The following is a 25031-nucleotide window of genomic DNA, read 5'->3' on the forward strand; positions in this document are numbered from 1 at the left end:
GCGCCTACCGCACTGCGGGGACACTGGGGGTATTGCCCCTTCCGCCGGGCGTGGCCCGGCGCTGCCGGGCATGCCGTCGTCTTCGAGGAGTGTCGTTTGAGCAATCCGTCCACCGCCCCGGGCAATCCCCCGCTGGTCAAGGGCATGAACCGGCGCAGCCAGATCCTGCGCCTGCTGATGCGCTATCGTCATTCCGGCGTGTTTTCCGGCATGAACCTGGATGCGGCGGGCAGCCATACCGACGTGCCGCCCGACGGCAACCCCGAACAGTTCGTCAGCGACCTGGAAGCGCTGGGGCCCACCTTCGTGAAGCTGGGGCAGATGCTGTCCACCCGCCCGGACATGGTGCCGGTGGAATTCGCCACCGCGCTGGAGCGCATGCAGGAAAAGGTCGCCGCCATTCCGGTGCAGCGCATCCATGCCATCGTGGAACAGGAACTGGGCGCGCCGGTGAACAAGCTGTTCGCCTCGTTCGATCCGGAGCCGCTGGGCTGCGCCTCGATCGCGCAGGTGCACCGCGCCGTGCTGCACGATGGCCGCCAGGTGGCGGTGAAGGTGCAGAAGCCGGAAGTGGCCGCACAGCTGCGCTCGGACCTGGAAGCGCTGCGCAGCTTCGCTCTGGCCGCCGATCACCTGACCCAGGTGGGCCGCCGCGTGCGACTGCGCGACTGGCTGAACGAGTTCGCCAAGACCCTGATGCAGGAACTGGATTACCACGCCGAGGCCGAGAACCTGGCGCGATTCGGTCGTCACCTGAAGCCGTTCCGGCGCCTGTGGGTGCCGCAGCCGCTGTGGGATTTCAGCAGCCAGCGCGTGCTGACCATGGAACTTGCGGCCGGCGTGCGGGTCGACGCCATTCCCGATGTGCGCCGCACCGAACAGGCGATGGACCCGCTGGCCGCCGCGCTGATCCGTGGCTACCTGGACCAGATCTTCGTGCATGGGGAGATCCATGCCGATCCGCACCCGGGCAACCTGCGCGTCACCCCCGACGGCCGCCTGGCCATCTTCGACCTGGGCATGGTGGCGCACATGCCACCGCGACTGCGCGAGCGCCTGCTGAAGATCCTGTTCGCGGCCGTCGACGGCCGTGGCGAAGAAGTGGCTGACGATCTGATCAGCATCAGCACGCGGCTGGAAGCGTTCGACGAGGAGCGCTACCTGCGCGAGACCGGCCAGTTGATCGCGCGCTACGCGGCCAACGGCAATTTCTCCGAAGGGCGCGTGGTGCTGGACATGGTGCGCATCGCCACGTCCTGCGGCCTGCGCACGCCGCCGGAGCTGAGCCTGCTGGGCAAGGCGCTGCTGAACCTGGAAACGGTGTGCCGCCTGCTGGCACCGGACCTGGATACGCGGCGCATCGTCGAACGCCAGCTTCAGCACGTGATGCGTGCGCGCCTGAAAAAATCGTTGTCGGCGGCCAACCTGGCCAGCGAAGCAATGGAGCTGCAGCAACTGCTGCGCGACGGGCCGCGCAAGTTGTCGGACATCATGGCGCTTTTGGCCGAGAACCGCCTGCAGATGAAGGTGACCGGACTGGAAGAATCGCGCCTGATGGAAAACCTGCAGAAGATCGCCAACCGGGTGGCGGCCGGCATCATCAGTGCGGCACTGATCATGGCCGCGTCGCTGATGATGAAGCTGGAGACCGGCTGGCACGTGTTCGGCTACCCCGCCATCGCCCTGCTGTTGATGCTGATCGGCGTGGTGCTTGGCCTGGGAATCGTCATCAGCGCACTGCTGTTTGATCGCCGCGCACGCGCACGCGAAGAACGCGGGCATCGCTGAAGCGGGCAGTGCGTGCGCCGTCTTAATGAAATCGCGTAGCTGTTTTCACGCTGGTTTTACCAATGCGGCGCGATTTCACATCATGTAACGAACAAACATTTCAGTCAGGTTCGCGCAGGCATGATCGGGTCATCGACCTGTCATGTGTGTGTGCTTGCGGCAGCGTCGGTCGAATGGACACGCGTCGGTACGACGTCCATCACCACCACCCCGTCACTGCCGAAGCTGCCTATGCTCTGGATTCTGCTGCTGTCGCTGTTGCTGCTGGCCTGGTTGTTCCTCGCGTCCGACAAGTGGGTGTGGTGGAAGGCTGCCTTGTTCTCGCTGCTGCTGCTGTCGCTCAGTGCCTGGTGGCTGATCGACAAGCTCTCCGGCGATGGCCTCAATGCGGCCACCCTGTATCACCTGGGTGCCGACATGGAAGGCGCCGGCGTAGCGGACTTCAAGGGCTATATAGCCGGCTTCGTGGTGCTGGCGCTGTTGTCGCTGCTGCCGCTGTTCGCCACCCGGGTGAAGCGCTGGCGCCGGCCCGGCCGTGGCGCAGCCTGGTTCGCAGGCTTTGCCGTGGTGTGGATGGCAACGATCTTCATCAGCCCGCTGGCGCGCGATGGCCAGCGTCTGTACCAGCAGTTGCGCCCGGTCGACTTCGCGCGCATCGCCCCCGAATACCAGGTGCCCACGCAGCCGCTGCAGCGCCCGCGCAACGTGGTTTGGATCTACGGCGAGAGCCTGGAACGCACCTACCTGGACGAGGACGTGTTCCCGGGCCTGATGCCCAACATCAACCGCCTGGCCAGCCAGGCGCTGGATGTGCGCGGCCTGGCCTCGGCCGAAGGCAGCGGCTGGACCATTGCCGGTCTGGTGTCGTCGATGTGCGGCGTGCCGCTGACCACCTCGCCCGGCGATGAGAACAGCATGGACCGCATGGGCAGCTTCCTGCCCAAGGCCGTGTGCCTGGGCGATTACCTGAAGCAGCAGGGTTACACCAACCACTACCTGGGCGGCGCCAACGGCCGCTTCGCCGGCAAGGGCCAGTTCCTGGCCAGCCACGGCTTCGACGAAGTGCACGATCTGGACTGGTTCAAGCAGCAGAAGAAGATCGGCCGCGTGCATTACTCGCCGTGGGGCGTGCATGACGACGTTCTGCTGGATACCGCCTACCAGCGCTTCGAACAGCTCTCGCGCAAGGGCGAGCCGTTCATGCTGACCACGCTGACCATGGATACCCATCACCCGGCAGGGCACCTGCCGGTGGCGTGCAAGGGCCAGCGTTACCAGAGCCAGTACGGCAACATCAACATGCTCAATGCGCTCAAGTGCAGCGACCGTTTGATCTCGCAGCTGGTGCAGCGCATCCAGGCCAGCCCCTACGGCAAGGACACGCTGATCGTGATCGCCTCCGATCACCTGGCCATGCCCAACGACCTGAGCCACATCCTGACCCGGCAGAAGCGCGAGAACCTGCTGCTGTTCCTGGGCGATGGCATTGCCCCGCGCCAGCTGGCCACCGATGCCGGTACCACGCTTGATTCGGGCGCCACCCTGCTCAGCCTGCTGGACCCGAACCTGAAGACCATGGGCTTTGGCCGTTCGCTGATCGACACCGAGCGCGCGCCGAGCGCCAGCGTGGCCACCCGCCGCGATGGCGGCCGCGACTACCCGCAGTACCTGGCCTTCGCCCGTTCGCTGTGGCTGGGCGAGCCGACCCGTGAGCTGAAGATCGATGGCGATGACCAGGTGGTGGTGGGCCTGCAGCAGGTGCAGCCGCCGGTGCTGCTGGAGTACGACAAGGATTGGGCGCTGAAATCGGTGTATCTGGAAAACACCTCGCGCCAGTTCGACGATGCCGACCCGGACAACACCCTGGCCTACGTGGACCGCTGCACGGCGTTCGAGGACGGTTCGGCCGACGGCGACTGGTGCGCGCTGCTGGTGAACCGCGACAACGGCATCAAGCTGTACCGCGACGACGATCTGCGCAGTGGTATTGCCGTGGATGCGCCGCTGGAAGCCTTCCAGGGCCCGCGCCCCAGCGTGCGCCAGGCGCACATGATCACCCAGAAGGGCCGCCGCACCCGCGCCGGCCAGTACATGCTGCAGCTGGTGGCGAGCACGCGCCCGGACCGCGGTTTCTGGATCGAGGCGGTGTCGTCGCAGCGCAAGGTGGTGCTGGCCCAGCAGTGGGTGCAGCCCGATGCCGACGGCAAGATCAACGTCTCGTTCGGTCTGGACCACGAAGTGGACGATCTGGAAATCCGCGCGTGGTTGAACCATGCCGAGAAGCTGGCCGTGGATACCTTCGCCCTGGTCCCCTCGCGCGCACGACCGCGGGGGTAAGGGATATTCGGCAGGGCTGCGCCCTGCACCCCGTAGAGTCGAGCCATGCTCGACTGAAGCGACTGCAACGTCAAAAGCGTGCATTACGTGGGATGGTGGGGCGGTGTGGGCTTGCAGGACACGCCGCCCCACCGCTGACAGTTCCCCGCGGCTGTGGGTAGGTGTCGACCTTGGTCGACACATCTGTCAGATATCGAATTGTTTCTGGGGTCAGATCCGTTTTCCTACGGAAAACGGATCTGACCCCAAGCGCATTCCCCACAGATCACGGCCAACTGTCGGCGACCGAGCTTACATGGACGTACTTGCAGCGTCCCCCGCAACCGGACCCACCCCGCCAACCTACGGAATGCGGGCTTTTGACATTGACGTTGCTCTGGCTTGCAGCAGGTGCAGGGCTGCAAGCCCTGCAAACAACAACTCCCCTACTCCGCCGGGGTGTCGCGTACCAGGTGGATGTCGGTCGGGGTGGACAGCGGAATATCCCGTTCGGCGAGGATCTGCAGCAGGCTGAAATACAGATCGCTGCGCGTGCCATACACCTGCCGCGGGCTGGCCACGTAAGCGAAGCTGTTGAACGTGATCTGGCCACCAGCAATGCTGTCGATGAACACCGACGGCGCCGGCTGCTGCAGCACCGACTGGTGCGCACCATAGGCATCCAGCAACGCCTGCCGCAGGCCCGCCACATCGGTACTGGTGGGCACCGCGAACTGGATCTGGATCCGGCCCTGGTTGTTGCCCATCGTCATGTTGCGGATCGTCTTGGTGATCAGCTCCGAATTCGGCACGATCAACGTGGACTTGTCACCCACCTGGATCTCGGTCGAACGCACGTTGATGCGGCGGATGTCGCCTTCCTGGTCCCCCAGCTTCACCCAGTCGCCAATCTTCACAGGCCGCTCGGCCAGCAGGATCAGACCGGAAACGAAGTTCTGGATGATCGCCTGCAGGCCGAAACCAATACCCACCGACAGCGCGCTGACCAGCAGCGCCAGGTTCTTCAGGTTCAGGCCCATCGCGGTCAGCGCCCACAGGCCCACCAAAATGATGCCCACGTAGCCGGCAATCGTGCTGATCGAATTGCGCGCGCCCAGGTCAAGCTCGGTCTTGGGCAGGTAGGTGTCGGTCAGCCAGCGCTGCATCAGCTGGGTCAGGCCGATGCCCACCAGCAGCACCAACACACCGGTGACGATGCGGCCGGGCTGCAGCGTCAGGTCCTTGTTGATCACGATGCCGTTGGCCAGCGAGCCGATGCGCTCGACGATGGTGCCGATGTTGCCGAACGGCGCCGCCAGCGCCAGCAGCGCGATCAGCACCACCAGGGTGCGCAGCATCGCCGACAGCAGCACACCGGCCTGCTCCAGCCGCGACACGCTCAGGCCGGTGCTGAGCAGGATGGTCTGGCCCACCTTGCTGTCGGCGTTCAGCAGCCACGTGCAGAAGTCATCGACGAACTTGAACAGCAGCATGGCGGCCATCACCACGATGGTGCCGCCGATCAGTTGCTGGTTCACGAACTTGGCGAAGTTCACATAGCCCAGCAGGGTGGCGATGATCGCCGCCACCACCGCTGCGTTGCCGGCCACGCGGGCCAGCACCAGCCAGCTGCCACGCCGAACCGGGGTCGCTACGGTCTGCCCGTCGGCCTGCGCTTCCAGCTTGGCTTCGGCTTCGGCGGTCTGCCGGCGGTGCAGGCGCGCCAGGGTCACCAGCATGGCCATGATCAGGCCCAGGTAGGTCAGCGCGATCACACCGTCCAGCGCCACCGTGGTGACATCGCTGGTGCGCGTGGCACGGTCGATGGCCACCAGCACCGTGCTCAGCCAGGCCAGCGCTGCAGCGCCCCAGGCGTACTTGCGCAGCTTCAGTGCCGCGGTGTCATCCAGGTTCAACAAGCGCCAGGAGGGGCGCGTAGGCACCAGCAGGCAGGCGCTGAGCGCGGCAATGAAAGCGGCGGCGAAGGTGGCCTGCTGCACGCCTTCGGCCACGGTCTGCAGGCGCGGGGCGATGGCGCCGATGGCATTCAACGAAGCGATGAACGCCACCACCGCGTAGCCCGGCAGCAGGGTGCCCACCAGCAGCAACCACATGGCCAGGCCGGAACGGCGCAGGCGCCCATCCGGGGCGCGTTCGGAAGCGGCGAAACGCCGGCCCAGCGAGCGCAGCCACAGGCGCAGCGGGAACATCATCACCAGCGCGGCCAGCAGGCCCAGCAACGGGGTACTCCAGCCTTCCTTGCGCAGGGCAGCGGCCAGGGCATCGCGGCCCTGCTCGGCCAACGGGGTCACTCGGGCAACGTCGATCGGTAGCTGCTTGGCGACCTTGCGCCACAGCGAGGGGGACAACGGCGAATCCACCTTCTGGCCCAGCTCTTCGGTGCGCTGGGCGGTGCGCTGCTTGTCGATATCGGTGGCCAACTGGCCGGCGCGCACGGCACTGGCCTTGGCCTGGGCGATGGACGCAGCAAGCGCATCGCGCTGGCGGGTCAGGTTACGGCGCTGGGCCGCCAGTTCTGGCAGCTCGGTGCCGCCGTCGGGCGCCGGGCCAAGCTGGCTCAGCTGCTCGTTCAACTGGTCCAATTGCGGCTGCAGGCTCTTGTCCAGCGCCTCGGCATCGCGGCGCGCCTGCGAAGCGGTTTCGGACAGCATTGCCAGCGTTTCGATGGCGTCGGCGGCATCGCGCTTGCGCTCCACATCCTTCAGGCTGGCCTCGATGCTGGCCAGCTGCTGCTTCGGCGTGGGATCGTCATCCTGGGCCAGCACCGGCGCGGCCAGCAGCAGCGCACCACACAACAGCAGCGCCAGCAACGGGCCACGTTTCAGGATCGTTCGGAAGAAGGAAAGCAAGCCAGCCACACCGGTTCGCGCGGACCACCGCGCCTGCGCGCGACTATACGGCACGAGCGGTCACGCCCGCGTAGAGTCAAGCTTGCTCGACTGGCGCAATCATCGCCCCGCGTCGGCCGCCCGCGCGACGGACCGCGCGTTCAATACTTCAACCGCAGTTCTTCCACCTGCGGCTGCTGCGCGGCATACCAGTCCTGGAATTCTTCCTCGGTAATCTCATCAGGCGCATACACCGCGATCGGGTGCCAGGGGTGGTCGGTGGGCAGCGGCTGTCGTGGGCCCGCGCGCAGGCTGTAGCTCACGCCCTGGTAGTCCACCAGATCATCGACCTGCGGCCATTGCTCGCGCGCGAACGCGGTTTCACTCTTCAACAGAATCACCTGGTACATCGGCACCTCCACTGCCTTGGAATCGGAAAAACCCGGCGCTGGTCGCAGCATACCGCCGCGACCGGCACCGCACCTGCACCGCCACGGCGACGCAATGTTCTGGACACCACCCTCGCCCAGGCTTCACCCGGCCGTGGCAGCCGCGTCGGCATGGTGGGGAACCGCCCGCAACCCCGCACGACCATGACCGACCTGCCGCCGTTGAAGACCGTCACCGATCTCAAGCTGCCCCGCTACCTGGGCACCTGGTACGAGATCGCCCGCCTGCCCATGCGTCACGAACCAGACGGCTGCACCGATGTTTCGGCGCACTACCGCCTGCTGGACAACGGCAACGTGGGGGTGACCAACCGCTGCCGCATGGACGGCGAGGTGGAGGAAGCCACCGGTGAAGCCTGCGCAGTGGACAATGACAGCGCGCGCCTGGAAGTCAGTTTCCTGCCCAAGGGCTTGCGCTGGCTGCCGTTCGCCAAGGGCGACTACTGGGTCATCCAGGTCGCACCGGACTACAGCGTCGCCCTGGTCGGCAGCCCCGACCGCAGCTACCTGTGGCTGCTGTCCCGCCAGCCGCAGCTCGATGCCACCGTGCGCGACCATTATCTGGCCACCGCCCAGCAGCAGGGCTTCGATCTGTCCGAACTGATCCACACCCCGCACACCGGCCACCCCACTGCCTGAGCCCGGGCCCCATGGACCTGAAAAGTGGCTACCCGTGGTGGGCGGTGCGCAACGGGCTGCTGCATGCGTTCCCGTCGCTGCAGCAGGACCTGCAATGCGACGTGCTGGTGGTGGGCGGCGGCGTGACCGGTGCACTGATGGCCGATGAACTGTGCGGCCACGGCCACGATGTAGCGCTCATCGAGCAGCGCGACATCGGTTGGGGCAGCACCTCGGCCAGCACCGCGCTGTTGCAGTACGAGATCGATACCCATCTGCTGGAACTGGCCGACCAGTACGGCCAGGACGCCGCCACCCTGGCCTACCGGGCGTGTGCCGATGCGCTGCCGGCGCTGCGCGACGCCGCCCGGGGCCTGCGGGGGGTGGATTTCCAGCGCATGGACAGCCTGTACCTGGCCAGCCGCCGCCGAGACGTGCCGCGCCTGATGGCCGAGGGCGCTGCGCGCCGCCGCGCTGGTCTGGATGCGCGCTGGCAGACGCCGCAACGCCTGCGCGAACACTTCGGGGTGGACGCCGGCGGCGCCCTGCTGACCCGACAGGCGGCGCGGGTCGACCCGTATGCACTGACCTATGGGCTACTGCAGCGCCTGCAGCGGCGCGGCTGCGGTGTGTATGACCGCACCGTGCTGGAGGCCCTGCAGCCCAGCCCACGCGGCGTGACCGCACGCACCGCCGCCGGCGCGGTCATCAAGGCGCGCCACGTCGTGCTGGCCATGGGCTACGCCACCCAGCACTGGCTGAAACCACGGGTGGCGCGCAACCGCAGCAGCTACGCCTTCATTACCGACCCGATCGATGCGCAGCTGCTGGGCCCCCTGCAGCAGACGATGGTGTGGGAGAGCGCGCGGCCCTATCTGTACCTGCGCGCGACCGGCGAAGGGCGCCTGCTGGTGGGTGGGCTGGACGATGCCATCGACGTGCCTGCGCGCCGCGACCGCCGCGTGCAGGGCAAGGCCAGGCAGCTGATGAAGCAGCTGCTGCACTGGTTCCCGCAGTTGCAGCCGACCCCGGCGTTCTCGTGGGCGGGCACGTTCGCCGAAACCGCCGACGGCCTGCCGTTCTTCGGCCCGCACGCGCAGTGGGGGCCACGGGTGCATTTCGCCATGGCCTACGGCGGCAATGGCATTACCTACTCGATGATCGGGGCGGGATTGCTGCGCGCCGGGCTGGAGCGGCGGCCGCACCCGCTGCAGGGCCTGTTCGGGTTTGAACGGCGGGCGTGACGCCCGCCTTTCGCGGAGTCGAGCTTGCTCGACTGCTTCTGCCAACGGCAGTCGAGCATGGCTCGACTCTACAAGAGCGGCAGTCGCTCGACTCTACGGGCCGGCTACAGGCATCATTCAAGCAACGCCTGCTAGCGTCGGCCTGTACCGCCGCGTGTTGCGCGGCCCCTTGCGTTGGAGCGTCGTGATGATCCGCCCCCTGTTCCTGCTGCTGTGCCTGGCCGCCCTACCGGGCGCCGCGCTTGCCCAGTCCGCCGCCGGTGCCACCGCGCCGCAGGCCTCGGGCCTGGACCTGTCGGTGCCGCAGGCGCCAATGCGCTACCTGAACGACCCCTCTCTGCCGCAGGACCCGCCCGGCACCTACTACGGCGACAAGAGCGGCCCGCGCGTGCATGACGATGCGAAGATCGCCGACGTGCAGGACGACAAGCTGAAGGTGTCCGGCAGCTTCACCACCGGCATCGGCTATTCGAAGAACACCGGCAACAGCCACTACAACGCCGCCACCCTGAACCTGAGCAAGAACTACACCACCGATGAGGGCAAGACCCGCGGGGTCAACGTCAACATCCACGTGAGCGAAGGCAAGGGCCCGGGCTACTTCGGGCCCTATGGCGGCGGTTATTACGGTGGTGGCCCGGGCTATTGGGATTACCCGCCGCCGTACGGCTGGTAAGCCGAAGCCCCGGTAGGTGTCGACCTTGGTCGACACGCTCTGCCGACCAAGGTCGGCAGCTACCAACGCCGATTGCCCGGTAGGTGTCGACCTTGGTCGACACGCTCTGCCGACCAAGGCCGGCAGCTACCAAAGCCGATTGCCCGGTAGGTGTTGACCCTGGTCGACACGCTCTACCGACCAAGGTCGGCAGCTACCAAAGCCGATTGCCCGGTAGGTGTCGACCCTGGTCGACACGCTCTGCCGACCAAGGTCTGCAGCTACCAACGCCGATTGCCCGGTAGGTGTCGACCTTGGTCGACACGCTCTGCCGACCAAGGTCGGCAGCTACCAAAGCCGATTGCCCGGTAGGTGTCGACCTTGGTCGACACGCTCTGCCGACCACGGTCGGCAGCTACCAAAGCCGATTGCCCGGTAGGTGTCGACCTTGGTCGACACGCTCTGCCGACCAAGGTCGGCAGCTACCAACGCCGATTGCCCGGTAGGTGTCGACCCTGGTCGACACGCTCTGCCGACCAAGGTCTGCAGCTACCAAAGCCGATTGCCCGGTAGGTGTCGACCTTGGTCGACACGCTCTACCGACCAAGGTCGGCAGCTACCAAAGCCGATTGCCCGGTAGGTGTCGACCTTGGTCGACACGCTCTGCCGACCAAGGTCGGCAGCTACCAAAGCCGATTGCCCGGTAGGTGTCGACCTTGGTCGACACGCTCTGCCGACCAAGGTCGGCAGCTACCAACGCTCGGTCAATCCAGCCAGCCGTCGCGCTCGCTGTGCAGGATGCGGCCGTCGTAACCGCTCAGGCGCACTTCCACCTTCTGGTTGCGGGCATTGCGCGCTTCCAGCGACCAGGTCGCGCCATCACGTTCCAGCGAATGGATCTCGCGCAGGCCCTGCGCCTGCGCCTTGGCCAGCACCTGTTCGGTGCCCAGCAGCGCGCGGCCGTTATGCTCATCGAAGATTTCACCGGTCCTGGGGTCCACGTAGACCTCGCTGAAACGGCCATCGGCGCGGCTTACGTCGGCCTCCCACAGGCCGTCATCGCGCTCGATCTCGTGAATCTGGGTGTAGCCGGCCTTGCGCAGGGTCTGTTCCACCTGGGCGATGCCCAGCGGGGCGGCCTGTGCGGCCGGGGCCAGGGCGAGTGCGGCCACGGTGGCCAGGGCGAGGGACTTCAGCATGGGGGTTCTCCTGTTGGGGCCGGACCAGCCCGGCAACACCAGCTTGCCCACGCTGCCTAACAGGCCCTTAGCCGCGCCTGTTAGTCGATGGTTAGGCAGCGCTGGCACACTCGCGCCATCTCCCGCTCTGCATCCATCGCATCACGCCGTGAACGTCTTCCCTGCCCTGTCTCTGCTGCTGGCCCTGGCCAGCGCCCCCGTGACCGCCGGGCCCAGCCAGGACCCGGAACAGCAGGTGGCGCGCCGCGCGGTGCAGCAGGGCCGCTATGTGCCGCTGGAAAGCGTGGTGCGCGACGCATTGAAGCGCCATGCCGGGCAGCTGCTGGAAGTGGAGCTGGACGAGGGCGTGTACGAGGTCGAGATCCTGCGCGCCGACGGCGTGGTGGTGGAGCTGGACTATGATGCGCGCACCGGCAAGCTGCTGAAGACGGAGCTGGACGACTGATGCGCATCCTGCTGGCCGAGGACGATGAGGCCCTGGCACACCGCCTGCAGCCGCTGCTGGAACAGGCCGGCTACGTGGTGCAGGTGGTGGCCGATGGCCGCCAGGCCGAAGAAATCGGGCAGATCGAGGATCTGCAGGCCGCCATCGTCGATCTGGGTCTGCCCGGCCTGGACGGTCTGAGCGTGATCGAACGCTGGCGCAGCAACGGCCGCACGTTCCCGGTGCTGGTGCTGACGGCGCGCGGGCGCTGGCACGACAAGCTGGCCGGGTTCGACGCCGGTGCCGACGACTACCTGACCAAACCCTTCCAGGCCGACGAACTGGTCCTGCGCCTGCGGGCGCTGATCCGCCGCAGTCACGGCCACGCCAGCCCGCGCCTGCAATGCGGCCCGCTGCAGCTGGACGTGAATGCCGGGCGCTTCGAGCTGGACGGTGAGGCGCTGGCGCTGAGCCCGCAGGAATTCCGCCTGCTGAGCTGCTTCATCCACCACAGCGGCCAGGTGATCGGCCGCGACCGCCTGGGCGAACACGTGTTCGACGGCGGGCTGGACCCCGATTCCAACGCGCTGGATGTGCTGCTGGGCCGGGTGCGACGCAAGCTGGGGGTGGACCTGATCCAGACCGTGCGCGGCCAGGGTTGGCGGCTGGCCCCGCCATGAGCGGGCAGCCCTCGCTGCGCCGCCGCCTGCTGCTGGCCGGCGGCGTGGGCCTGCTGCTGGTATCAGTGCTGGCCAGCGCGCTGCTGGGCGAGCTGTACCAGCGCAGCGCGCGCGATCGGCTGGACCAGGAACTGCAGCAGGACATGCTGACTCTGCTGGCGCAGGCAGAAATCGGCGCCGAAGGCCAACTGCACCTGCGCCAGGAACCCAACGATGCGCGCTTCCAGCGGGTGTTTTCCGGTGCCTACTGGCAGGTGGCCGATGACGCCGGCACGGTGCTGCTGCAGTCGCGCTCGCTGTGGGACGAAACGCTGCCGGTCGCCGCCACAGGCCCGGCAACACGCGACCTGCCCGGGCCGTTGCAGCAGTCGCTGCGCGCACGCGTGCAGCAGGTGCGCCTGCCGCGCGCCAGCGGCCCCTACCTGGCCGTGGTGGCCGCCGATCGCAGTGCGCTGGACGCCGACGTAGCGACCTTCCGCCAGCGCACGGCCATCGCACTGGCCATCCTGGTGGCGGCGTGGCTGGCCGTGCTGGCCAGCCAGGTGCACTTCGGCCTGCGCCCGCTGCAGCGGCTGGGCGCGCAGCTGGAACGCGTGCGCCGCGGCGAGGCGCAGCAGATCGACAGCACCGGCCTGGGTGCGGAGATCGCACCGCTGGGCGAAGAACTGAACACCCTGCTGGATCACCAGCAGCGCATGGTGGCGCGTGCACGTACCAGCGCGCAGGATCTGGCGCACGCACTGAAGACGCCGCTGAGCGTGCTGGCGGCCGAAGCGGACGGCGACGGGCACGACTGGCGCCGCACCCTGCGCGAACAGGGCGCACGCATGCAGGCCAGCGTGGACCGCTATCTGGCCGCGGGCATCAGTGCCGACCACCGCCAACGCACCGAGCTGGAGCCGGTGGCGCAGGCGCTGTGCGGCCTGATGGCGCGCGTACACAGCGAACGCGGCGTGACCTTCGTTGCCGAGGTGATGGCACCGGCACTGCGCTTCGCAGGGGCAGCTGAAGACCTGGAAGAGATGCTGGGCAACCTGCTGGACAACGCCGGCAAGTGGGCCACGCAGCAGGTGCGCGTTACCGCGATGGCCGAAGACGGGCAGCTGCGCATCGACGTACGCGACGACGGCCCCGGCTTGGCCGCCGGGGCGCTGGCGCGGGTGACCGAGCGCGGCGTGCGCCTGGATGAGCGCGCCGGCAGCAGCGGCCTGGGGCTGGCGATCGTGGGCGATATTGCCGCCAGTTATGGCGGGCGTTTGGCGTTGCAGAACGCAGAGCCGGGGTTGCGGGCCACGTTGTGGTTGCCGGTGGGATAACAGCCCGCTGCGCTCGCCCCGCCCACGATCGGTAGGTGTCGACCTTGGTCGACACGCCATGCCGACCAAGGTCGGCATCTACCAAAGCAATGCAACGGCCCGGCCCACACCATGCCGACCAAGGTCGGCATCGACCAAAGCAATGCGCCGGCCCCACCAACGCATGGAACCGCATTGGCCGTCAGCGGTGGTGCATCCACCAGCAATCAACGGCGTCCAGCACGATGTGGATCACCAGCCCGATACCCACCAGCCGGGTTTTCTTCGGTACGCACAGGCCGGCATACACCGCAATCGCCGGTGCAGTGTGCAGCGGGTGGAAACCGATGCTGCAGCGGTTCGGCGCGTAGATCGGATCGGCCAGCAGATGGTCCAGATCGATGATCCAGCCCAGCAGCAACAGCAGCCAGGCCGAAGCAAACCGCTTGCGCCAGAACAGCCATGCCAGCAGGGCTGGCACGGCGGCATGCAGGAACAGATGGAAGATCGCGCGCGCGCTCATCGGGCGAGGCTCATCAGGGCAGGTAGCGCCGGGCCAGGCCCGGCGTTCCCATGAACATCACACCAGCGGTTCGTCGGACAGGTAGGTGTAGCCGGTCAGGCCCGCTTCCAGCGCCTGCGACAGTTCCTGCGCACGCTCCGGCGACAGATCGGCCGCCGCCACGCGCTGGGCGTAGGCCGCACGCAGGTCGTCCAGCTTGTAGCCCACGTAGTCCAGCATCACGTCGGTGGTATCACCACGGCGCTGCTGGGTGATCGCGTAGCCATCGGCATCGGCCACCACTTCCACGGCATCGGTATCGCCGAACAGGTTGTGGATGTCGCCCAGGATTTCCTGGTAGGCACCGACCATGAAGAAACCGATGCGGTAGCTTTCGCCGTGCTTGATCGCGTGCAGCGGCAGCGAGGTGTCCAGGCTTTCGTTCTCGACATAGGTTTTCACCATGCCATCCGAATCGCAGGTCATGTCGGCGATGATGCCGCGACGGTCCGGGGTCTCGTTCAGGCGCTCGATCGGCACGATCGGGAACACCTGGTCGATCGCCCACGCATCGGGAATCGATTCGAACACGCTGAAGTTGACGAAGTACTTGTCCACCAGGCGCTCGTTCAGTTCATCCAGCGCCGGGCGATGGCTCTTTTCGTCGTAGCTCAGGCGCGCACGCACGCCGTGGGCGATGGCGTAGAACAGATCGTCGATGCGCGCACGCTGCGGCAGGTCGATCTGGCCCAGCGCGTAGCTGGCCAGGCCTTCGGCATGGAAATGCTGTGCTTCCTGGAACAGTTCCACCGCCGGGCGCACGTCCAGTTCCTCGTGGATCTCGCGCAGGTGGCGGATCGAGGCCGGCTCGTCATCGTGTGCGTCGGGCACGCGGCCTTCCTGCGCCTGCTCCACTTCAGACACGTTGGCGATCAGCACCGCGTGGTGCGCGGTCATCGCGCGGCCGCACTCGGTCACGATGCGCGGCGGGGTCAGGCCGTGTTCTTCGCAGGCATTGGCCAGTGGCTGCACGATGTTGCTGGCGTAGGAATGCAGGCCGTAGTTGATCGAGCAGAAGCTGCGCGAACGGGTGCCTTCGTAATCCACGCCCAGGCCGCCGCCCACGTCCACGTGGGTGATCTTCGCGCCCAGCTGTGACAGCTCGACGAAATACCGGGTGGCTTCGCGCATGCCGTTGGCGATGTCGCGCACGTTGGAAATCTGCGAGCCCATGTGGAAATGCAGCAGGCTCAGGCAATCGGCGTATTCGGTATCGCGCAGCGACTTCCACAGGTCCAGCAGCTGGCGCGGGGACAGGCCGAACTTGGCCTTGTCGCCACCGCTGTTCTGCCACTTGCCGGCGCCAAGCGAGGCCAGGCGCATGCGCACGCCCAGGCCCGGCTTCACGTCCAGTGCCTTGGATTCCTCCAGCACCAGCTTCAGCTCGGACGGCTTCTCGATGACGATGAAGGTCTGCAGGCCCAGCTTGCGGCCGATCAGGGCCAGGCGGATGTACTCGCGGTCCTTGTAGCCGTTGCAGACGATCAGGCCACCCGGGCGCGACAGCGCCAGCACGGCCATCAGTTCGGGTTTGCTGCCCGCTTCCAGGCCGAAGCCTTCACCGTGGTGGCTGGCCAGGGTGCCGGCCACGCCGCGGTGCTGGTTCACCTTGATCGGGTACACGGCGGTGTAGCCGCCGGTGTAGTCCCAGTCCTGCTGGGCCTGGGCGAAGGCCGCCTGCAGCTTGCCCAGGCGCTGGCCCAGGATGTCCGGGAAGCGCACCAGCAGCGGCAGCTTGGCGCCGCCTTCACGCGCGGCGTCCACCACCTTGGGCAGCGATACCACCGGGCCGTCCGCCCCGGTCGGTCTCACCACCATGTGCCCGGCCTGATCCACATCGAAGTAACCATCCGCCCAATGCGGGATCGAGTAGGTCTTGCGGGCTTGGTCGAGGGACCAATCGGTCATTGCAGTCGGCCTTGTTGGCAATAAAAGGGGGGGCATGATAACGCCTATATGCCCACAGGTTCGTTATCATGCGCGCCCGCGCCCGTGGCAGGTCTGAACCTGAACGGGCCGATCCGTCCGGAAGCGAGGCACCCCGCCGTCAGCCCGGCTCCATCCCCTCCGAACAGGACCGTATCTCCATGACTGACAGCAGCAACTGGTACATCGAACACTTCGAACGCACTGGCTCGGCCATCGGCTACCGCATCACCGGCAAGCTGGACGAAGTGCAGTCGCCGTTCCAGAAGATCGAAATCTTCCAGACCACCGACTGGGGCAACCTGATGACCATCGACGGGGCCATCATGCTGACCAGCAAGGACAACTTCTTCTACCACGAGATGATCAGCCACCCGGTGCTGTTCACCCACGCCGCGCCCAAGCGCGTGGTCATCATCGGTGGCGGCGACTGCGGCACCCTGCGCGAAGTGCTCAAGCACAGCGGCGTGGAGAGCGTGACCCAGTGCGATATCGACGAGCAGGTCACCGTGATGGCGCGCAAGCACTTCCCGGAACTGTGCGATTCCAACGATGACGCCCGTGCCGAGCTGCTGTTCGACGACGGCGTGGCCTACATGGCCAACTGCCCGGCTGGCAGCGTGGACGTGGTGATCGTCGATTCCACCGACCCGGTGGGCCCGGGCGAAGGTCTGTTCAACAAGGCCTTCTACGAAAGCTGCTTCAAGGCCCTGAAGGACGACGGCATCCTGGTGCAGCAGTCCGAATCGCCGCTGATGCAGCTGGAGCTGATCAACGAAATGCGCACGGAAATGGGCAAGGCCGGCTTCGGCTCATTCAAGACCCTGCCGTTCCCGCAGCCGTGCTACCCCACCGGCTGGTGGAGCGTGACCATGGCCCGCAAGGGCGAGAGCGGTTTCGACTTCCGCCAGGCCGATTCGGCCGCCAAGACCTTCAACACCCTGTACTACACCGCCGCGCTGCACACCGGCGTGCTGGTGACCCCGCCGTTCGTGCAGGCGGCACTGAAGGGCTGATCGGAAAGCGTGCCAACCAAGGTTGGCACCTACCGGGTTTGAGGTGTGCCGACCAACGGTCGGCACCCACCCAACAAAAAACCCGCGCTGGCGACAGCGCGGGTTTTTTGTTTCCGTGAAACCGGCGGTCAGATCGCCCAGATACCGGCAATCACCGCCACCACCAGGCCCCACTTGATCACCTGGTAGGCCACCACGCTGCGTTCGCGCAGCGCCTTGGCCTTCAGCCGCACCTTGTACAGGCCACCGAAGGCCTTGTTCACGCCACCGGTCGGGTCACCGGGCAGGTTCGGCGATGCGCCGCCGGCCAGCAGGGTGGCCGCCACTGCGCGGTTGAACAGGCCCGGCAGGCCAAACCGCAGCGGGCGGGCGATATCGCAGAACAGAATCACGCGGTCCTGGTCGGTCTCGTTGTGCGCATGGTGGATGTAGGTCTCGTCGAACATCATCCACTCGCCATCGCGCCAGCTCTTCTTCACCCCGTCCACCACGATGTAGCAGCCATCGTCGTTGGGCGTGCTCAGGCCCAGGTGCAGGCGCAGCGAACCGGCGAACGGGTCGCGGTGCGGGCGCAGTTCGCTGCCCGGCGGCAGCTGCGCGAACATCGCCGCACGCACATCGGGAATCGATTCGATCAGCGCCACGGTCTTCGGGCACATGGCCTTGGCCGACGGGTGCGACGGGCCGTACCACTTCAGGTAGAAGCGCTTCCAGCCACGGCGGAAGAACGAATTGAAGCCGGCATCGTTGTAGCTGCTGGAGGCGGCGATCTTCTGCGCATCGCGCAGCGCCAGTGCCTCATCGCGGATCACCTGCCAGTTCTGGCGCAGCGGTTCCAGCTGCGGCAGCTCCTTGCCCGGGTCCAGGAACGGGGTGGTCGGCACCTTCGAGAACAGGTACATGATCACGTTGATCGGGGCCATGAAGCTGGAATGGTCCAGCAACTGGCGCGACCAGCGCGCGCGGACCTTGCCGCGGAAATGGATGTACAGCACGCAGGCCACGAACAGCGCTGCCAGGACAATCTTGATGATCAAAACACTTTCCTCCAGCGGGTGCCGGACAGGGAAACGAACGATGCGGCCGCGCGGCCAGCACCAGGTTGGGGACGCGGCAGGGGACGGTGACGTGCCGGGTGGGAGCGGCCGCCGATGTCGCGGGTTAACAGCTTATGGTCGGCAGCCGGTGGGCCGTGGTCAAGACGGACGTGACTCCGGTTCAGCGGCGATGGTGAGCGCTGCCCAAGGTCCACGGCCTCTCGCCTGCGACCGGACGGGCCACATCGAGGAACTCCAAAATATTGATATATATAGAAATGCCAGATAACTGAGACAGAATTGTCCGAGCCTGCGCGACGAACTGTTCCAGGAACGACCCCGACATTTCTACGACAAACCGTGGAATAGCGAACTCGGCGGTACTAAAATTGCACTTAACGAAAGTTTAGCTAATCCCCCCAGTCGTACCGGTTCGCTTGACGCTCAGCGCCGCCCACCGGGTCGTCCGAGACCCCGCACATGAATCTCTCTGCCTCCCCCTCCCCGTCCTGCGCCGATGACGCCGTGGCCCCGCTGCTGCTCAAGCGCGGCGATCGTTTCCTGGCCCCGGACGTCTACCGCACCTGCATGGACGGCCGCCCGGCCGTGGTGAAGGACTATTCCCGCTACCGTGGCACGCCGGTTTCGCTGATCGCGCGCCTGATGGTTCGCCGCGAAGCGCGCATGCTGCAGCGCCTGGGTGGCTGGAAGCACGCGCCGGCCCTGCTGGGCACGTTGGGCGGCCTGGCGCTGGGCATGGAATTCATTCCGGGCCAGACCCTGAGCACCGCCCAGGCCGTGGGCAACGATGTGTTCGAACAGCTGCAGCACGCCCTCAGCCGCCTGCACGCCGCTGGCATCACCCACAACGACCTGCACGGCACCAATGTGGTGGTGAGCGCCGGCGTACCGGTGCTGCTGGACTTCACCTCGGCCTGGCGCGTACCGCGCTGGCTGCGCCGCAACCCGCTCAGCCGCCAGCTGAGCCGCAGCGACATGAAGAACCTGCTGAAGATGCGCCAGCGCGTGACCGGCCAGGCCCCGAGCGCCGCCCAGGCCGCGCTGGTGGCCGACCCGGGCTGGGTGTCCGCCGTGCGCCAGAGCTGGAAGCGGTTCTATAAGTGGGCGAAGCAGCGTTAAGCGCTGTTTGGCCGCAGGGTGGGTGCATGGCCTGACGGCAATGAATGCTTGGCGGGATGGAATGCGTGGCGGGGGTAGAGTCGACTGACAGTCGACTCTACCCCGTCGCGTACCAACATCCCGTCGCATTCCGACACCCCGCCGCGTTCCGGCATCCCGTCGAATTCCGGCATCCCGTCGCGTCGCGTCTGCGATACTCCTCGCCACGCCACTCGCAAGGACGCTGGGGATGCCGACACCGGAACACACCCGCCTGCTGACTGCAGCCGCCCGATCCATTCTGCGGCCGCTGGGCTGCGTGCAGAAGGGCCGTTCGCGCACCTGGCTTGACGACCACGGCTGGTGGGTCGGGGTGATCGAGTTCCAGCCCTCAGCCTGGAGCAGGGGCAGCTATCTCAATGTCGGCGCGTCATGGCTCTGGGAGGAGAAGGATTTCCTGTCCTTCGATGCGGGCTACCGCGTCGCCCCGTTTCAGCCCTTCACCGATACCGCCGAATTTACCGCGGTCGCGCAGGCACTGGCCGAGCAGGCTGCCACCGAGGTACTGGCCCTGCGTGACCGCTTCCCCGCCCCGGGGCATGTGCGTGAACTAATGCGCCGTCACCCCACTCCCCGCATCCGCGAACACATGCATGCCGGAATCACCGCCGGGCTGGCGGGCGCTTACGAGGAGGGTCGCAGGCACTTCGCACTGGCCGCCACGGAAACCGATCCAGAGCCCTGGGTCGATGTGCTGAAGCAACGCTGCGCCAAACTCGTGCCGCTGCTGCAACCTGGTGGCGGCTTCGAGGCAGAGATCGCCGCCATCGTAACGCGCACCCGCCGCGCGCTCCGTCTGCCGGAATGGCAGTCGTCACCCCTCATTCCGCCGGGTTGATCGCACCGGGAGGGCACTTCGTCGCACACGGGTGTTCGCGCCAGCCAATCCCGGCTAGGGTCATCGCCTTCCACGCACAGGACTGCACCGAACCATGCGCCGCTGGCTCCTACTCGCCCTGGCTACCCTGCCCTTCACCGCCGGCGCCATCGTCATCCGCAGCGATGTGGATGACAGCGCCTACCGCGTACCGGCCTCCGAATTTCCGGCCCTGGCCGACCTGCCCGGCGAGGGCCACGGCGTCCTGATCGCGCCGCGCTGGGTAGTGACCGCCGCACACGCCGCGCCCATGGAGGGCATGGACGCCGAAGTGCAGATCAACGGTCACCCGTACCGTGTCGAGCGCGTGTTCGTGCATCCCGGTTACCGGCGCATGCCCGATGCGCTTGGCCAGGCGGCGCTGGCGTCAGGCAACCCAGGCCCCATCCATGCCTTCCTCGCCGCCTCCGATGACATCGCCGTGATCCAGCTGGCCGCACCGGTCAGCGACGTTGCGCCGGTTCGCCTCTATCGCGGCCAGGACGAAGCGGGAAAGATCGCTACCTTGGTCGGCAAGGGGGCCACGGGCACTGGCATGACCGGGCTGGCGCCGGGTGGATCGCACCGCGGGGTATTGCGCCGCGCGGAAAACGCGGTGACCGGCGGCAATGATCGTTATCTCTGGTATCGATTCGACGGCCCCGGAGGCGGCCTCCCGCTGGAAGGCGTGCTCGGCAGCGGTGACAGCGGCGGGCCATTGCTGATCCGCGACGCTCAGGACTGGCAGCTGATCGGCTTGGGTTCGTGGATCACCGCAGTGCCCGAGCATGCGCTTGAAGCCGGCTACTACGGGCAGGTGGTGCACAACGTGCGCATTTCGCGCTATGCCGACTGGATCGACCGCGTGATGCGCACCGCCCCGTAGAGTCGACTATTAGTCGACTATCGCGCGCAGCGCGGGCATTTCGGTCACGGACGGGAAGAGCAGTCGACTGACAGTCGACTCTACCCCGTCGCGTTCCGGCTTCCTGCAGCCCACAGGCCACAGCCCACTTACAGCGCGTCAGCGTCCAGTTCACCCGTACGAATACGCACCACGCTGCCCAGGTCGTACACAAACACCTTGCCGTCGCCGATCTTGCCGGTGCCTGCCGCCTTCACGATCGATTCCACCACGGCCTCCACCTGGTCGTCGGTCACGGCCACTTCCAGCTTCACCTTCGGCAGGAAATCGACCACGTACTCGGCGCCGCGGTACAGCTCGGTATGGCCCTTCTGCCGACCAAAGCCCTTCACCTCGGTTACCGTAATGCCGGTCACCCCGCGCTCGGCCAGCGCTTCGCGCACGTCGTCGAGCTTGAACGGCTTGATTACCGCCATGACCATCTTCATCGCCAATCTCCTGTATTCCGGCGTGGAGGATAGCGCCTGAACGCCCCCGGTGCGAAACCGCCCACGCCTGTGCGGGCGACCGGCCCGGCAGTATCCTTGTGGCCTGCACGGCCCGACCGCACCCCGGAGTACCCCCATGATCGACCTGAACCAACTGGATGACCTTGCCCGCCGCCTGAGCGACCTGGTGCCGCCGGGCCTGCGCGAATCGCGCGAGGAACTGCAGGCCACCTTCAAGAGCGCGCTGCAGGCCGGCCTGGCCAAGCTGGACCTGGTCACCCGCGAAGAGTTTGAAGTGCAGCGTGCGGTGCTGCTGAAGACCCGCCAGAAGCTGGATGCGCTGGAAGCCACGGTGCGCGAACTGGAAGGGCGCGGCAGCGCGGAGTGAATGAGGCGGCGGTGCAATGCCGCCGTTACTTTGGGCCATGGCTACCGCCGGTAGCAGCGCGGTCGATGTCGCATTTGCCACAGCCAGCGACCCCATAGTGGAAAACCCGGCACATAACGTCCAATCCTTGCAGAAGCGCTGCCCTGCAAGGCTCTCGACGCCGTTACACGCTGTGCCACAATGCCGAAAGCGACCAGGGCTTTGGCGTCTTTGACCCCATCCCCTTGGCATCTCCAACAACATCTGGCAACTCTGGTAGGGCCACCGAAAACGGGTGGTCGGGCGTCGAAAACCCGGTTTGCTGTTGTTGTTTACGCTTGTCAGTCGGCACCACCGCGTGTGGTGCCGGCTGGCAATCCGTCTGCCGGCTATGGCGGGCGGTGCGTGGGGGTCTTGTACCCGCCGGCCTCAACAGCAACCGGTTTTCGAGCCACGCATCGTCCGCCACCTTTATCGGTGGCGGCTTCTGCCTGCATGCACGGAGCCAGCCATGACCACGCCACATTCCCCGCCACCGCGCCCCATCCAGGAAGCGCCCTCGCCCACCCCGGCGCGTGACCCCAACAGCCTGATTGCCGTGCTGCACAGCATCGGCGCCGGTGCTGCCGCCGACGGCCAGCCCTGGCCCGAACGCCACCCGCTGCGCAGCCGGCAGATCGCCCTGGCCGACGCCGACTGCGCCCTGACCGGCCAGCGCATCGTGCAGGAACTGCTGCTGGCCGCCGAGCGCACACGGCAGAACGGCGAGCCCGATCAGTACGTGGGCGACCGCGTGATGGAGGGCCTGGTAATGGCCGATGTCGCGCTGACAGTATTCATCCACGAACGCCTGCGGCCACGGGAGTAAGCGCATGAAGAGGAACGTGTTTACCGCTGTTGCCGCCTGCATCGCGCTGTTCGGCACCGTGTGGGCTGCCTGGCCCGCGCCAGCAAGCGAACAGGTGTGGTCGTACCAGAAGCTGCAGCCGGTGGACTACCGGCAACTGCACAGCAATGCGCTCGCCTTCGTTACGGTGAAGGCGCGACAGGGGTTTGAGTTGCGTGCGCGCGATGGCGGCGCCCGCCTGGTGTCATTCGAGATTCTGTGCAGAGGCGTGCAGGTTCTGGACGTGGAGAACACGACCGCGCGCGTGGTGATTCGTATGCCGGGTGATGCGCAGATGCGCGCGCCGGATATCGAGGACCTGCGCGCCAGTTTCGAGCGTTGGATGACCATCTATCAGAACGACAGCTGGTTGTTGATGGAGCGCGCGGGGCGGTCATGGATCGAGAAGCGGATGGAGCCGGGTGGGTCGGTGGCTGAGAATGAGCGTTGTCTGGTTGGGAGGCATCTGGAGGCTGGTTAGGCGTGTGCCCGTTAATGCCAGTGACCAATCGCATCATGCCGGCCAGCCATCTCGGCGAACAGAAAGCGCGCTAGTTTGAGCATCTTGCGAACCAGCGGGTCAGAGGCTCGGCGGGAGTGATGGGAACGATGCAGTGAAGCGATCACGTGCCTAGAAGTTCCACATGGAAAGTTTCATGGCCTTGGCGCCCTGTGCTCCTTCCGGAGCTCGTCCAGATCACCGGTGGCCTGCACGCCCACGAACTCCAGCTCCATACCCAACACGGACAGAACTGAAAGCAGCTTTCGGGACCCGAACTCTGCCACCCTTCCAAGTTCGAACCGAGACAGCGTGTCAGACGATACTCCGGCTTGCGCGGCCACCTCGGCCTGCGTCATGCGCAGGGCGCGCCGACGACTGGCGACGGCAATCCCGAGCTCTGCGATTGTCTGCATTAGATGTATACACCTAAGAAATGGGCGGCCGGGCTGCAGATTAGAGATATACATCTAATCTGCAGCCAGACAATGCGAAGGGTTGAACAGGGTCAAGCATGCACCCGGAGATGTCGGCAACGTTAGTCCGTGTGCGTCATACATCACTTCGGCGGGGCGAAGATGCCAGTGTCACGGATCGAGACATCTGAAGCGTCGAGCGCGTTGCACGACCACAGGACAGGTCGAATGAAATGGAAATCTCTGGGGAGCTTCGGAGTAGGCCTCGATCGATTTTCAACGGCGCTACGCGCAAAGCGCCTCATAAGTGTCTACGGAAGTCTGGCCGGTCTACGTTCTAGGATCAAATCGTTCAACAGCAGACTGTTGAACGAAAGCGCGAACTTATCTGGCTAGGAGCCTGATGTGGCTTCTAGTGGCCGTGGCTCAAGGAGGGCATCATGTACATTGCGATTGACGACACCTACTCATCCAACGTCACGATCGATTCGAACTATGTAACTTCGAATCGGAGGACAAACGTGGCGGTTTGCTTCGCAGACGATGAGGTTGAGCATGTTCGCGAACAGCTGAATAGCTGTCTTGATGAGCTCACAGAACTGCTTGGAAAGCGACCGAGCGAATTTCATTTCGTAGAGATCGTCAACAAGAAACGCGACTGGATCTCGCTAAGTGAAGATCACGTCCTGAGATTGCTTTCGTTTTTTGTGAAGATCTACAACCATTACCGGTGGCCAGTTCTGATTCAGACGGTCGATGACCGTACCCTCGCTGATCACGGAGTTGCGATCGCGACCAATGTGCACGGATTAGATCCTCAGAAGAAGGAGGATCAATCACTGTTCCTCTTGATCCTAAAGTTGCGTCAGTTCTTGAAGGGTCAGAAGGTTGTGCTCATCATGGACGAAGGGCGCGGGGATCCCGGCGACGAGTTCGGAAAGGGCTTCTTTCCTGATTGGTCTGGGAGTTTTGAGGGTTACTACGAAAGCTCAAAGCAAGAGCCCTTGTTACAGATTGCAGACTTCATTGCCTATGCGATCAACAGGCTTACCAACTTGTCGACGAAGAGCAATCGGAGCTCGCACGAGCAAGAGCAGATCAGAATTTTGGGTCAGCTCGATCTCAATAGCGATGACGTGAGGATCGCCAAGGTGCGACCAGAATTCGGTCGTGCAGAATTCGACGCCATTCACCTTGAGGACCGAAAAGCAAAGGGTCTCGAGCCAAGATGACGGGGCGGACTCGACCGGCCAGCCTTTCGTAGGCGCTATTGGCGATTCCCTTCCATCGCTCTGGGTGTCTTACGAGAGTCTATCTTCCAACGCACCTAGGCTAGCCGGTCCGCCCCCCCCACCAACCTCCCAGAATCCCCTAGCCCCTCCACCCGCAATCCCCGATGGTTTCTCACCCAGCGCTT

At 65.7% G+C, this 25031-nt stretch carries 23 protein-coding genes; 16 read left to right on the forward strand and 7 right to left on the reverse strand.

What is annotated here, in order from left to right; translation table 11 throughout:
- Positions 1 to 144: 144 nt before the first annotated feature.
- The gene (locus C1922_RS18575) at positions 145 to 1788 is read left to right on the forward strand and encodes an AarF/UbiB family protein (RefSeq protein ID WP_234413526.1); all 1644 of its coding nucleotides are present in this window, start codon (positions 145 to 147) and stop codon (positions 1786 to 1788) included.
- Between the two features lie 231 nt (positions 1789 to 2019).
- Positions 2020 to 4125, forward strand: coding sequence for a phosphoglycerol transferase I (locus tag C1922_RS18580; protein ID WP_108751123.1), 2106 nt, complete (start codon positions 2020 to 2022; stop codon positions 4123 to 4125).
- A gap of 425 nt (positions 4126 to 4550) precedes the next feature.
- On the opposite strand, the gene C1922_RS18585 is transcribed toward C1922_RS18580, so the two are convergent.
- Positions 4551 to 6983: a DUF3772 domain-containing protein gene (locus C1922_RS18585; protein ID WP_199912200.1), complete on the reverse strand. Its 2433-nt coding sequence runs from the start codon at positions 6981 to 6983 to the stop codon at positions 4551 to 4553.
- A gap of 131 nt (positions 6984 to 7114) precedes the next feature.
- Positions 7115 to 7363, reverse strand: a complete 249-nt coding sequence (locus tag C1922_RS18590) for a hypothetical protein (protein ID WP_108751125.1) — start codon at positions 7361 to 7363, stop codon at positions 7115 to 7117.
- A gap of 183 nt (positions 7364 to 7546) precedes the next feature.
- Here C1922_RS18590 and C1922_RS18595 point away from each other — a divergent pair, with 183 nt between their 5' ends.
- From C1922_RS18595 to C1922_RS18605, 3 genes are all read left to right on the forward strand, one after another.
- Positions 7547 to 8041 carry a lipocalin family protein gene (locus tag C1922_RS18595; protein WP_108751126.1) on the forward strand — a complete coding sequence of 165 codons (495 nt, stop codon included), beginning with the start codon at positions 7547 to 7549 and terminating at the stop codon, positions 8039 to 8041.
- Between the two features lie 11 nt (positions 8042 to 8052).
- Complete coding sequence (locus C1922_RS18600) at positions 8053 to 9264, forward strand: FAD-dependent oxidoreductase (RefSeq protein WP_108751127.1); 1212 nt, start codon at positions 8053 to 8055, stop codon at positions 9262 to 9264.
- A gap of 187 nt (positions 9265 to 9451) precedes the next feature.
- On the forward strand, positions 9452 to 9940 hold the full coding sequence (locus C1922_RS18605) for a hypothetical protein (protein WP_108751128.1): 489 nt from the start codon (positions 9452 to 9454) through the stop codon (positions 9938 to 9940).
- 743 nt (positions 9941 to 10683) lie between these two features.
- On the opposite strand, the gene C1922_RS18610 is transcribed toward C1922_RS18605, so the two are convergent.
- Positions 10684 to 11118, reverse strand: a complete 435-nt coding sequence (locus C1922_RS18610) for a PepSY domain-containing protein (RefSeq protein WP_108751129.1) — start codon at positions 11116 to 11118, stop codon at positions 10684 to 10686.
- Between the two features lie 148 nt (positions 11119 to 11266).
- Here C1922_RS18610 and C1922_RS18615 point away from each other — a divergent pair, with 148 nt between their 5' ends.
- From C1922_RS18615 to C1922_RS18625, 3 genes are read left to right on the forward strand one after another with little or no spacing between them, the layout of a single operon-like run.
- Positions 11267 to 11563 (forward strand): PepSY domain-containing protein, encoded by a 297-nt coding sequence (locus C1922_RS18615; protein ID WP_234413379.1) that lies wholly within the window; start codon positions 11267 to 11269, stop codon positions 11561 to 11563.
- Positions 11563 to 12222 (forward strand): response regulator transcription factor, encoded by a 660-nt coding sequence (locus tag C1922_RS18620; protein WP_108751131.1) that lies wholly within the window; start codon positions 11563 to 11565, stop codon positions 12220 to 12222. The genes C1922_RS18615 and C1922_RS18620 overlap by 1 nt, the downstream gene beginning before the upstream one ends.
- Positions 12219 to 13538 (forward strand): sensor histidine kinase, encoded by a 1320-nt coding sequence (locus tag C1922_RS18625; RefSeq protein WP_108751132.1) that lies wholly within the window; start codon positions 12219 to 12221, stop codon positions 13536 to 13538. Before C1922_RS18620 ends, C1922_RS18625 begins: the two co-directional genes overlap by 4 nt.
- A gap of 181 nt (positions 13539 to 13719) precedes the next feature.
- Here C1922_RS18625 and C1922_RS18630 read toward each other — a convergent pair whose 3' ends face one another.
- Together C1922_RS18630 and speA are read right to left on the reverse strand one after the other, a co-directional pair.
- Positions 13720 to 14040, reverse strand: coding sequence for a DUF6122 family protein (locus C1922_RS18630; RefSeq protein ID WP_108751133.1), 321 nt, complete (start codon positions 14038 to 14040; stop codon positions 13720 to 13722).
- A 57-nt stretch (positions 14041 to 14097) separates the two neighbouring features.
- Positions 14098 to 15987 (reverse strand): arginine decarboxylase, encoded by a 1890-nt coding sequence (gene speA, locus C1922_RS18635; protein ID WP_108751134.1) that lies wholly within the window; start codon positions 15985 to 15987, stop codon positions 14098 to 14100.
- Between the two features lie 179 nt (positions 15988 to 16166).
- On the opposite strand from speA, the gene speE reads away from it, so the two are divergent.
- Positions 16167 to 17021: a polyamine aminopropyltransferase gene (gene speE, locus C1922_RS18640; protein WP_108751135.1), complete on the forward strand. Its 855-nt coding sequence runs from the start codon at positions 16167 to 16169 to the stop codon at positions 17019 to 17021.
- Between the two features lie 128 nt (positions 17022 to 17149).
- Here speE and C1922_RS18645 read toward each other — a convergent pair whose 3' ends face one another.
- Complete coding sequence (locus C1922_RS18645) at positions 17150 to 18055, reverse strand: aspartyl/asparaginyl beta-hydroxylase domain-containing protein (RefSeq protein WP_199911456.1); 906 nt, start codon at positions 18053 to 18055, stop codon at positions 17150 to 17152.
- A 483-nt stretch (positions 18056 to 18538) separates the two neighbouring features.
- Here C1922_RS18645 and C1922_RS18650 point away from each other — a divergent pair, with 483 nt between their 5' ends.
- From C1922_RS18650 to C1922_RS18660, 3 genes are all read left to right on the forward strand, one after another.
- The gene (locus C1922_RS18650; protein WP_108751137.1) at positions 18539 to 19198 is read left to right on the forward strand and encodes an RIO1 family regulatory kinase/ATPase; all 660 of its coding nucleotides are present in this window, start codon (positions 18539 to 18541) and stop codon (positions 19196 to 19198) included.
- A 229-nt stretch (positions 19199 to 19427) separates the two neighbouring features.
- Complete coding sequence (locus C1922_RS18655) at positions 19428 to 20075, forward strand: hypothetical protein (protein ID WP_234413381.1); 648 nt, start codon at positions 19428 to 19430, stop codon at positions 20073 to 20075.
- Positions 20076 to 20169: 94 nt separating this feature from the next.
- On the forward strand, positions 20170 to 20979 hold the full coding sequence (locus C1922_RS18660; protein WP_108751138.1) for a trypsin-like serine protease: 810 nt from the start codon (positions 20170 to 20172) through the stop codon (positions 20977 to 20979).
- Between the two features lie 128 nt (positions 20980 to 21107).
- Here C1922_RS18660 and C1922_RS18665 read toward each other — a convergent pair whose 3' ends face one another.
- Positions 21108 to 21446 carry a P-II family nitrogen regulator gene (locus C1922_RS18665; RefSeq protein ID WP_108751139.1) on the reverse strand — a complete coding sequence of 113 codons (339 nt, stop codon included), beginning with the start codon at positions 21444 to 21446 and terminating at the stop codon, positions 21108 to 21110.
- 136 nt (positions 21447 to 21582) lie between these two features.
- Here C1922_RS18665 and C1922_RS18670 point away from each other — a divergent pair, with 136 nt between their 5' ends.
- The 4 genes from C1922_RS18670 (at position 21583) to C1922_RS18690 (ending at position 24846) form a co-directional block, all read left to right on the forward strand.
- Complete coding sequence (locus C1922_RS18670) at positions 21583 to 21834, forward strand: accessory factor UbiK family protein (protein ID WP_108751140.1); 252 nt, start codon at positions 21583 to 21585, stop codon at positions 21832 to 21834.
- 490 nt (positions 21835 to 22324) lie between these two features.
- Entirely contained in the window at positions 22325 to 22681 is a 357-nt protein-coding gene (locus tag C1922_RS18675; RefSeq protein ID WP_108751141.1) for a hypothetical protein, read from the forward strand.
- A 4-nt stretch (positions 22682 to 22685) separates the two neighbouring features.
- Positions 22686 to 23180, forward strand: coding sequence for a cold-shock protein (locus C1922_RS18680; protein ID WP_108751142.1), 495 nt, complete (start codon positions 22686 to 22688; stop codon positions 23178 to 23180).
- 874 nt (positions 23181 to 24054) lie between these two features.
- A complete protein-coding gene (locus C1922_RS18690; RefSeq protein WP_108751144.1) occupies positions 24055 to 24846 on the forward strand; it encodes a DUF3800 domain-containing protein in 792 nt (263 codons plus the stop codon).
- Positions 24847 to 25031 lie beyond the last annotated feature (185 nt).

It is taken from the genome of Stenotrophomonas sp. ZAC14D2_NAIMI4_7, from assembly GCF_003086675.1.
Classification (GTDB): Bacteria; Pseudomonadota; Gammaproteobacteria; order Xanthomonadales; family Xanthomonadaceae; genus Stenotrophomonas.